We start from the raw sequence: 9,873 nt of genomic DNA on the forward strand, positions 1-9,873 counted from the left end.
CAACCCAGCAGGAGGAAATCTGATGGCAACGCTCGCGCAACCTGCCGGCCCGTTCGCGCTCGGCACGTTCTCCGCCCAGGACGGGGTCCCGTTTCCCGGCCTCCTCGCGAAGGAGCGCGTACTCGACCTGAGCAGCGCCCTGGACTGGGCACCGTCCGGCCTGCGCGCCGTGGTGGAGCGGTGGGACGAGACCCTCCCCGTCCTGCGCTCCCTCTCGGACGACGACACCCTCGACTGGCGGCCCCTGGACAACCTGCGCGTGCACGCCCCGATCGAGCCCCGCCAGATCTTCCAGTCCGGCGCCAACTACCGCCAGCACGTGATCGACCTGGAGGTCGCCCACCGCTCCGCCGACGACCCGCGCACGGTCGAGGAGGCGCGTGCGGAGATCGCCGCGGTCATGGACCGCCGGGCCGCCGAGGACCTTCCGTACGTGTTCATCGGCCTGCCGAGCGCGATCACGGGCCCGTACGACGATGTCGTCCTGCCCTCCTGGGCCCAACAGCCGGACTGGGAACTGGAGTTGGCGGCCGTCATCGCCAAGCCCGCCCACCGGGTGTCCGTCGAGGAGGCCCTCGACCACGTCGCCGGATACACGATCGCCAACGACCTCACCGACCGCGCCACCGTCTTCCGCCGGGACATGAAGGCCATCGGCACCGACTGGCTGCGCAGCAAGAACGCTCCCGGTTTCACCCCGCTCGGCCCGTGGCTCGTCCCGGCCGGGTCGGTCGCGGACCCCGGTGACCTGCGGGTCACCCTCAGGCTGAACGGCGAGACCATGCAGGACGAGTCCACCAAGGACATGCTCTTCGGCGTAGCGCGGCTGGTGTCGTACGCCTCGCAGAGCTCTCAACTCCTGCCCGGCGACCTGGTGTTGACCGGTAGCCCGGCAGGCAACGGCATCCACTGGGGGCGGCTGCTGCGCGACGGCGACGTCATGGAGGGGTCCATCACCGGCCTTGGCGTGCAGCGCACCCGTTGTGTGGCGGAGGTGCCGGCGTGAGCCTGGACCGCCACGACCCGGAGGGCGCGATCGCCGAGGCCGCCAAGTCGTACTCGAACTGGGGGCGTTGGGGCGAGGACGACGTGCTCGGCACCCTCAACTTCCTCGACGCGGCCAAACGCCGCGAGGGCGCCGCACTGGTCCAGCGGGGCGTGAGCTTCTCGCTCTCTCAGGCCTTCGACATGAACGGCCCGCAGAAGGGCTGGCGCCGGCGCACCAACCCGGTGCACACCATGCTCGACACCGGCACCGACGCCGCCCTCGGCAACCAGGGCTTCCCGCACGGCATCGGCGGAGCCGACGACGTGATCGCGATGCCGTTGCAGTGCTCCACGCAGTGGGACGGGCTCGGGCACATCTTCGACCACGGCAAGGCGTGGAACGGCCGGGCGGCCGAGAAGGTCGTCACCTCCGACGGCGACCTCGTCACCGGCATCGAGCACATGGCGCCGTACGTCGCCGGCCGCGGGCTCCTCCTGGACGTGGGCCAAGTCATCGGCGTCGACGGCGAGTTGGCCGACGGGTTCGCGATCACCGAGGAACACCTGACCGCGACCGCGGAGGCCCACGGCGTGCGTGTCGGCCGCGGTGACATCGTGCTCGTCCGCACCGGGCGGCTCACCCGCGCCCGGCGGGACGGCTGGGGCGACTATGCGGGCGGACCCGCGCCCGGGCTGTCGTTCACCACCGCCGGCTGGCTGCACTCCACCGAGATCGCCGCGATCGCCACCGACACCTGGGGCTTCGAGGTACGGCCCAACGAGTTCGACCACGCCTTCCAGCCGCTGCACCAGGTCGCCATCCCCAACATCGGCCTGCTGATCGGCGAGATGTGGGACCTCGACGCGCTCGCCGCCGACTGCGCCGCCGACGGTCTCTACGAGTTCTGGCTGACCGCCGCTCCCCTCCCCATCACCGGAGCGGTCGGCTCCCCCGTGAACCCCATCGCCGTCAAGTAGCTCGGTCTCCTTCGCCGTCAGGTATCCCGTTCAGCCGCCGGATGCGCCCTTCCCCGGACAGCAAGCGGCGTATCCGGCCCGCATCCCCGTCCCCACCCCTGGCCCGCGCTCCCCGGCGGGCGAGCCGCAACCCCGCCGCCCGAAGCCGCGCGGCCCAACCCGGGAGGTATCCCCCGACATGGCTGACAGCCCAACCCTCCCCCGGCCTCCGGCTGGAGAGACACCCACCGTCCTGGTCATCGGCGGGGGCGCCTCAGGAAACGCCATCACCATCCTGCTGCGCCGCGCCGGCATAGACGTGGACCTGATCGAGGCCAGGCCCGACTGGAACGCCACCACCGGCTCGGGCATCACGCTTCAGGGCAACGCCCTGCGCGTCCTGCGCGAACTCGGCGTGTGGGAACAGGTGGAAGCGTCCGGATACGCCTTCGGCTCGCTGGGCGTGACCGCCCCCGACGGCACCGTCCTGTTCGTCGCCGAGGACATCCAGACCGGCGGGGAGGACCTGCCCGCCACCCTCGGCATGCAGCGCCCCCGACTCCAGCAGATCCTCATCGACGCGGTCCGCGCCTCCGGCGCCGGTATTCGCCTGGGCACCAGCGCCGAGATCCTGGACCAGGACGCCGACGGCGTCTCCGTACGCCTCAGCGACGGCACGACCGGCCGCTACGACCTCGTGATCGGCGCCGACGGCGTGAACTCGACCACTCGCGCCGCGATCGGTATCACCGACAAACCCGAGCCGACCGGCATGGCCATCTGGCGCATCGCCGCCCCACGACCCGCGAGCGTGACCCGCACCGACCTCGCCCACGGCGGGCCCGCCTACATCGCCGGCTACTGCCCCACCAGCGAGAACACCATCTACGCCTACCTCGTCGAGGCGTGCCGCGACCGCGCGGCCGTCGCTCCGGCCGCCTACGCCGACGAGATGCGCCGCCTGGCGCAGGGCTACGGCGGTGCCTGGCCCGAGATCACCGCGCACATCACCGACCCGAGGAAGGTCAACTACACCTGGTTCGAGCGCCTGCTGGTCGAGGGCTCCTGGCACCGTGGCCGGGTCGTGCTGATCGGCGACGCCGCCCACTGCTGTCCGCCCACCCTGGCCCAGGGCGCGGCCATGTCCTTGGAGGACGCCCTCGTCCTCGCCGAGCTGCTCACCAGTGGAAAGGACTGGGGCGACGAGCTGTTCCAGGCGTACTACGACCGCCGCATTCCTCGTGTGCGCACCGTCGTCGAGGCATCCGTGCAGATCGGCCAGTGGCAGCTGGACGGCGTGCGCGATGCCGACATGCCCGGGCTGATCGGCCGCACCCTGACCCCCCTCAAGGAGCGCCCGTGACCGCCATCGCGTCCTCCGCACCGACGATCGACGTCCACGCCCACCTCCTTCTCCCGGAGGTCGATGAAACCGTCGCCGGTCACCCCGGCCTCGCCGAGGCCCGCGCCCTCGACGCCCGCCGCAACGGCCCGGCCGCCCTGGCCGTGAGCGGCCCGATGGTCGGCGCACGCCTACCGAAGCTGACGGACGCCGCCGTACGCCTCGCGGCCATGGACGCGCAGGGCGTGGACATCCAGCTGGTCAGCCCGTCCCCGTCGCACTACCACTACTGGGCCGAGCCCCAACTGGCCTCAACAGTCTGCCGGTTGGCGAGCGAAGGCACCGCGGCACACTGCGCGAAGGCCCCCGACCGGCTGCACGGCCTGGGCCTGGTCCCGCTCCAACACCCCGACCTCGCGGTCGAGTTGCTCGACCACGCACTGGAACAGGGACTCAGAGGTGTGGAGATCTCCTCGCACGCACCCGGCCGCGAACTGTCGGACCCGGCCTACGAGCCCTTCTGGTCGCGGGCCGAGGAGACGGGAGCCCTCCTCTTCCTGCACCCCTTCGGCTGCACGCTCGACGAGCGCCTGGACCAGTGGTACCTGTCCAACACCGTCGGCCAGCCCACCGAGAACGCCGTCGCCCTCTCCCACCTGATCTTCTCGGGTGTCCTGGACCGCCATCCGGGCCTGAGGCTGATCGCGGCGCACGGCGGCGGCTACCTCCCCACCCACATCGGCCGCTCCGACCACGCCTGGCGGGCCCGCCCCGACACGCACGGCTGCGCACGGGAGCCGAGCAGCTATCTGCGGCAGCTCCACTACGACTCGCTCGTCCACGACCCTTACGTGCTACGGGAGTTGGTCCGAGCCGCGGGCGCCGACCGGGTGCTGCTCGGCTCCGACTTCCCCTTCGACATGGGCACGGAAGATCCGCTGGCCGCACTGCGCGCGGCCGATCTGACCGACCACGACTTCCACTCCGTCCGCGGCGCGAACGCCGCCGCCCTGCTCAATCTCGTCTGAGGAGCCCCCCATGAGCAACCGTCTGCTCACCCACCTCCGGCACGTCGACCTCGCCGTGCCGGACTACGACAAGCAGCTCGACTTCTATTCCGGTGTCTGGGGTCTGACCCGGGTCGCCGAGGACTCCGGCATCTCCTTCCTCGCCGCGGAAGGCAGCCCCGAGCAGTACGTCGTACGACTGCGCAAGGCCGACGAGAAGCGCCTCGACCTGGTCTCCTACGGCGCCGCCTCAGCGGCCGACGTGGACGCGCTCGCTGAGCAACTCCTCGCCGGTGGAGTCCAGTTGATCTCCCAGCCGGGCAAGGTGGACACCCCCGGCGGAGGTTACGGCTTCCGCTTCTTCGACGTCGACGGCCGCACCATCGAGGTCTCGGCCCACGTGGCGATCCGGCAGCACCGCAGGATCGAGGAGAAGGAGTCGATCCCGGTCAAGCTCTCTCACGTCGTCCTCAACTCGCCGGACCTCGACAGGACCCGCGCCTGGTACGAGCAGCATCTGGGCTTCCGCCTCTCCGACACGCTCGGCCATCCGCACGTCGGTGACGTGATGCACTTCATGCGGATCAGCAACCAGCACCACTCCATGGCCATCGCCAGGGGCCCGCACACGTCCCTGCACCACGTCTCCTTCGAGATGCGCGGCATAGACGAGTACATGCGTGGATCCGGTCGCGTGATGCGGGCCGGCTTCCGGAAGATCTGGGGCCCGGGCCGGCACACGGCGGGCGACAACACCTTCACCTACTTCCTCGACCCGCACGGCAACACCGTCGAGTACACGACGGAGCTGGAGGAACTGGACGAGGACACCTGGCACCCCCACGTCTACGACTCCTCCCAGCCCGAGGTCACCGACCAGTGGGGCACCGCCAACCCCATGAACGAACTGGTCACCAAGGAGTCCTTCAACGACCCCGATCACGGCGTGTTCGTCGCCCCGCCGGTCTGATCCTTCTCCGGAGCGAGACTCACCATGCGATTCGCCACGTACGAACACAGAGACCGACGCCAGGTGGCCGTCGTCGATCAGGACGGCACGCTCCACCCCCTGCCCGGCGTCAGCTCACTGACCGGCCTGCTCACCGAGGGAGGCGGCCTGCCCCAACTGCTCGACGCGGGCTCCGTGTTGCTCGACATGCCGGCCGGCCCGCACGTCTGCGACGTACGCCTGTTGCCGCCGCTCCGGCCGCCCACCGTGCGGGACTTCGTCACCTTCGAGGAACATGTCGAGGGCGTGCGACGGTCCGTGGACGGAGCCGCCGGGGTGCCCGCGCAGTGGTACGCGGCACCGACGTTCTACTTCGCCAACCCCTACGCGGTGTACGGCCCGCACGACGACATCCCCGTGCCCCCGGGTTCGAGCGTGCTCGACTTCGAACTCGAAGTCGCCGCCGTCATCGGCAAGGAGGGCCGCGACCTCACCCCCGAGCAGGCCCGCGACCACATCGTCGGCTACACCGTCTTCAACGACTGGTCCGCCCGCGACCTCCAGTCCGCCGAGATGAAGGTCGGCCTCGGCCCGTGCAAGGGCAAGGACACCGCCACCACGCTCGGCCCGTACCTGGTCACCGCCGACGAACTGGAGAAGTACCGCGACGCGGACGGCTTCCTGCGCCTCGCACTGACCGCCGAGATCAACGGCCGAGTGGTCGGCAAGGACCTTCTCTCCAACATGAGTTGGACCTTCGAGGAGATGGTGGCCTACGCCTCGCGGGGCACCGTCGTCCGCCCGGGCGACGTCCTGGGTTCCGGGACCTGCGGCAACGGCGGCTGCCTCGCCGAGCTGTGGGGCGTACGCGGCGAGCAGGACCCGGCCCCGCTCAAGGCCGGCGACACGGTGACGCTCACCGTGGAGGGCATCGGCTCCGTCTCCAACACCGTGGTGAGCGGCGTGGATCCGGTGCCGGTCGCCGCCGCCCGGCGCCGCTCCCGGGAGCGGCCATGACCAGGCGACTTGTGGGCAAGGTCGTCGTGGTCACGGGCGCGGCCGGCGGCCAGGGGGCCGCGGAGGCCGAGGCGCTGACCCGCGAGGGCGCCCACGTGATCGCCACCGACGTGAGCGAGGCACCCGGCTGCCGCCGCCTCGACGTCAGCAGCGACAAGGAGTGGGCCGAACTCGCCGCGGAACTAAGGGAGTCGTACGGCCGGGTGCACGGTCTGGTCAACAACGCGGGCATCACCTGGCGGGCCCGGATCGGCGACGTACGCCCCGAGGACATGGCCCGAGTTCACGCCGTCAACGTGACGGGTCCGCTTCTGGGCATCCAGCACCTGACACCGCTGATGGGCCCGGGAGCGTCGATCGTGAACGTCGGTTCGTCGGCGGCGCTGACCGCCCACTATCCCGTCGCGTACACGACCAGCAAGTGGGCGCTGCGCGGTCTGTCGAGGACGGCTGCCATGGAACTGGGACCGAGCGGCATCCGCGTCAACACCGTCCACCCCGGCTTCATCGACACCATGATGACCGCCTCCGCAGCCCCCGCGTTCCGCGAGGCGAACCTCCGCGAGACACCGCTCGGCCGCACCGGGACCGTCGACGACGTCACCCCGCTCGTGGTGTTCCTGCTGTCCGACGACGCGTCCTTCATCACCGGAGCGGAGATCCCGGTCGACGGCGGCCTCACCTCGCACGGCGGCGCCAAGTCGATCTCGGACGCGCTGCGCGCGGACGCCTGAACCAGCAACAACGCACGACAGAAAGGCCCTTCCTCCATGGACAAGGTCCGCGCAAGCGCCGCGGAGGCGGTCGCCGACATCCCCGACGGCGCCTCACTGGCCGTCGGTGGCTTCGGCCTCAGCGGCATCCCCGACGTGCTCATCCAGGCCCTGCACGCGCAGGGAGCGACCGGCCTGCGGGTCGTGTCGAACAACTGCGGAGTCGACGGGCGCGGGCTGGGGGTCCTGCTGTCGGCGGGCCGGATCGCCCGTGTGACGGGCAGCTACGTGGGCGAGAACAAGGAGTTCGCCCGCCAGTACCTGTCCGGCGAACTGGAGGTGGAGCTGGTGCCCCAGGGCACCCTGGCCGAACGGCTGCGCGCCGGTGGCGCGGGCATCCCCGCCTTCTACACGCCCGCAGGCGTGGGCACCCAGGTCGCCCACGGCGGACTGCCCTGGCGCTACGCCGCCGACGGAACCGTCGCACTGGCCTCCCCACCGAAGGAGATCCGCGACTTCGCCGGCCGTGCCTACGTCCTGGAGCACGGGATCACCACCGACTTCGCCCTGGTACGGGCCTGGCGCGGCGACCGCCACGGCAACCTCGTCTTCCGCAAGTCGGCCGCCAACTTCAACCCGCTCGCCGCCACGGCCGGACGCGTGACGGTGGCCGAGGTCGAACAGCTCGTGGAGCCAGGCGAGTTGAGCCCCGACGAGGTGCACCTGCCGGGCATCTTCGTCCAGCGGATCGTGCCCCTCACTCCGACACAGGCCGCCGACAAGCACGTGGAGAAGAGGACGGTTCGCGCATGAGCACGCCCACGGGCTGGACCCGCGACCAGATGGCCGCCCGCGCCGCCGCCGAACTCGTCGACGGTTCCTACGTCAATCTCGGCATCGGCCTGCCCACACTCGTCCCCGGCCACCTCCCGCCGGGCGTGCACGTGGTCCTGCACTCGGAGAACGGCATCCTGGGCACCGGCCCGTACCCGCACGCGAACGAGGTCGACCCGGACCTCGTCAACGCGGGCAAGGAGACGGTCACCGTCCTGCCCGGCGCCTCCTTCTTCGACTCGGCCCTCTCCTTCGGCATGATCCGGGGCGGCCACATCGACACCGCCGTGCTCGGCGCCATGCAGGTGTCCGCCGCCGGAGACCTGGCCAACTGGATGATCCCCGGCAAGATGGTCAAGGGCATGGGCGGCGCGATGGACCTGGTCCACGGCGCCCGCCGGGTCGTCGTCCTGATGGAACACACCGCCAAGGACGGCACCCCGAAGATCGTCAAGGAATGCACCCTTCCGCTCACCGGCGAGCGATGCGTCCACCGGATCATCACGGACCTCTGCGTCCTCGACGTCACACCCGAGGGCCTCACGCTCGTGGCATGTGCGCCGAGCGTGACCTCGGAGGACGTCGCCGACCGCACGGACGCGCCCGTGATCCGGAGAGCATGAGCCGTGAACCCGTCGGGCGGGCAAGGACCTCGGTCCCTGCCCGCCCGATGCTTCCGTCCACTGCCGACGTCCCTACGACAGGGGCATGACCTTCCGGTAGGCGTACACCGCGGTCGCCGCGACCGCCACGTGCATCAGGAGCAGCGCGCCGACACCCTTCGCGCCACCGTCGCCGAAGAGCAGGAAGTCGGGAACGAAGGACACCACGACGAGCACCGGCACCAGCCACCGCACCAGCGCCCCGGGGTCCTTCGACACCTTGCGCACGACGGCCCAGCCGACGGCACCCGCCACCACTCCGACGACGGTCAGGAAGACGTACGAGGACGCCTTCAGGGGCTTGAAGTCGTCGGGCGCGCCCGCGGCCAGCGCGAGGAGGGCGAGCACCGTGTCCGCCGCGGAGGCCACCACGATCGCGGCCAGCACACCTCCCGCCACGACAAGCGGACCACGGCGGAGGGCGACTGCGGCAGGGGCGACAGACATGGCAGCTCCAGGGAGAACGACTGCGGGAAGGACCCCACAACGGGAAGTTTGAATTCTCAAACGAGAGTCTCGCCGAACCCGTTTGAAATTTCAAGCGCAAGGCGGGGGGCTTGTCGAAACGTCCTGACAAACGGATTGACACCCCTTGGGGCCGGTCTCATGGTTACGAGCTACTAGAGCGCGCTAATGACGCGCTCTAGTAGCTGCATACGCGGATGCCGCCGACGAGCACAAACCCCGACCAGCACACTGAGGTGCAGGGGACATGCGCAGAAACCACCGAACCGCCGCCCTGACGGCCGCGATCCTTACCGGCGCGCTGTTCGCCGCCGGTTGTTCCAGCAGCTCCGGCGGCAAGAAGTCCACCGACGACGCGGCCGCCGCGCCCGCGGGCAAGGCCACTACCCCTCGCATGACCGTGGCCATGATCACCCATGCCGCCCCGGGCGACACGTTCTGGGACCTGGTCCGCAAGGGCGCCCAGGCCGCCGCCGAGAGGCTGTCGTTCGGGGAGGCGGTCAGCCGCGGTGTGTGCGTGGCGCCTCCGGCTGGGGTGCCGAACCCGGCCGACGTGGTGACCGAACTGGCCAAGCTGGACGCCGAGTTGTGCGTGATCGTGGAGCAGGACCTGTACCCGTGCGCTCCCGAGGTTCCTTTGCCCATCGCGGTCAACACCCGCGAGCACCTGGCCGGTTGCGGATTGACGGGCACCCGGCGCCCGAACCTCGACCGGTAGCGCCGCCAGGGCCGCACCCTCGAAGCCCTCGAAGCCGAACTCCGGGCGCGCTTCGCCTGACCCCCTCCCAAGGAAGACGACCATGACCGTACGTATCGGCGTCATCGGCGCCGGCTGGATCGGCAACGAGCACATCCAGCGCCTCACCCACACCGTCACCGGCGCCCGCGTCACCGCGGTCACCGACATCGACCCCGCCCGCGCCGCCGAAGCCGCGGGCCC

The 9,873-nt window shown here is 70.6% G+C and carries 11 protein-coding genes and 2 pseudogenes; 12 read left to right on the forward strand and 1 reads right to left on the reverse strand.

The window, feature by feature from the left end; translation table 11 throughout:
* The first annotated feature begins 22 nt into the window (after positions 1-22).
* The 9 genes from SSP08S_RS52350 to SSP08S_RS52390 all read left to right on the forward strand — a co-directional run bounded on the left by SSP08S_RS52350 (position 23) and on the right by SSP08S_RS52390 (position 8,429).
* On the forward strand, positions 23-1,006 hold the full coding sequence (locus SSP08S_RS52350; protein WP_019075646.1) for a fumarylacetoacetate hydrolase family protein: 984 nt from the start codon (positions 23-25) through the stop codon (positions 1,004-1,006).
* Positions 1,003-1,965 (forward strand): cyclase family protein, encoded by a 963-nt coding sequence (locus tag SSP08S_RS52355; protein WP_019075647.1) that lies wholly within the window; start codon positions 1,003-1,005, stop codon positions 1,963-1,965. The genes SSP08S_RS52350 and SSP08S_RS52355 overlap by 4 nt, the downstream gene beginning before the upstream one ends.
* Positions 1,966-2,143: 178 nt before the next feature.
* Complete coding sequence (locus tag SSP08S_RS52360) at positions 2,144-3,307, forward strand: FAD-dependent oxidoreductase (RefSeq protein WP_019075648.1); 1,164 nt, start codon at positions 2,144-2,146, stop codon at positions 3,305-3,307.
* Complete coding sequence (locus tag SSP08S_RS52365; RefSeq protein ID WP_019075649.1) at positions 3,304-4,314, forward strand: amidohydrolase family protein; 1,011 nt, start codon at positions 3,304-3,306, stop codon at positions 4,312-4,314. Before SSP08S_RS52360 ends, SSP08S_RS52365 begins: the two co-directional genes overlap by 4 nt.
* A gap of 10 nt (positions 4,315-4,324) precedes the next feature.
* Positions 4,325-5,263: a VOC family protein gene (locus SSP08S_RS52370; RefSeq protein WP_019075650.1), complete on the forward strand. Its 939-nt coding sequence runs from the start codon at positions 4,325-4,327 to the stop codon at positions 5,261-5,263.
* Between the two features lie 24 nt (positions 5,264-5,287).
* On the forward strand, positions 5,288-6,259 hold the full coding sequence (locus tag SSP08S_RS52375) for a fumarylacetoacetate hydrolase family protein (RefSeq protein WP_019075651.1): 972 nt from the start codon (positions 5,288-5,290) through the stop codon (positions 6,257-6,259).
* Entirely contained in the window at positions 6,256-6,993 is a 738-nt protein-coding gene (locus tag SSP08S_RS52380) for an SDR family oxidoreductase (protein WP_043260449.1), read from the forward strand. Before SSP08S_RS52375 ends, SSP08S_RS52380 begins: the two co-directional genes overlap by 4 nt.
* 36 nt (positions 6,994-7,029) lie before the next feature.
* On the forward strand, positions 7,030-7,785 hold the full coding sequence (locus SSP08S_RS52385) for a CoA transferase subunit A (RefSeq protein WP_019075653.1): 756 nt from the start codon (positions 7,030-7,032) through the stop codon (positions 7,783-7,785).
* Positions 7,782-8,429 carry a CoA transferase subunit B gene (locus tag SSP08S_RS52390; RefSeq protein ID WP_019075654.1) on the forward strand — a complete coding sequence of 216 codons (648 nt, stop codon included), beginning with the start codon at positions 7,782-7,784 and terminating at the stop codon, positions 8,427-8,429. Before SSP08S_RS52385 ends, SSP08S_RS52390 begins: the two co-directional genes overlap by 4 nt.
* Before the next feature lie 72 nt (positions 8,430-8,501).
* Here SSP08S_RS52390 and SSP08S_RS52395 read toward each other — a convergent pair whose 3' ends face one another.
* Complete coding sequence (locus SSP08S_RS52395; protein WP_026179575.1) at positions 8,502-8,915, reverse strand: DUF6069 family protein; 414 nt, start codon at positions 8,913-8,915, stop codon at positions 8,502-8,504.
* Positions 8,916-9,180: 265 nt separating this feature from the next.
* On the opposite strand from SSP08S_RS52395, the pseudogene SSP08S_RS62965 reads away from it, so the two are divergent.
* From SSP08S_RS62965 to SSP08S_RS60475, 3 genes and pseudogenes are all read left to right on the forward strand, one after another.
* Positions 9,181-9,414 (forward strand): annotated as a pseudogene (locus tag SSP08S_RS62965) (sugar ABC transporter substrate-binding protein); the annotation flags it as partial.
* Positions 9,394-9,651 (forward strand): annotated as a pseudogene (locus tag SSP08S_RS62970) (2-keto-myo-inositol dehydratase); the annotation flags it as partial. The pseudogenes SSP08S_RS62965 and SSP08S_RS62970, both read left to right, overlap by 21 nt.
* 82 nt (positions 9,652-9,733) lie before the next feature.
* On the forward strand, positions 9,734-9,873 hold a 140-nt coding region (locus tag SSP08S_RS60475), incomplete at its 3' end, for a Gfo/Idh/MocA family oxidoreductase (RefSeq protein ID WP_158697348.1).

Origin of the sequence: Streptomyces hokutonensis, assembly GCF_000376565.1 — a bacterium.
Classification (GTDB): domain Bacteria; phylum Actinomycetota; class Actinomycetes; order Streptomycetales; family Streptomycetaceae; genus Streptomyces; species Streptomyces hokutonensis.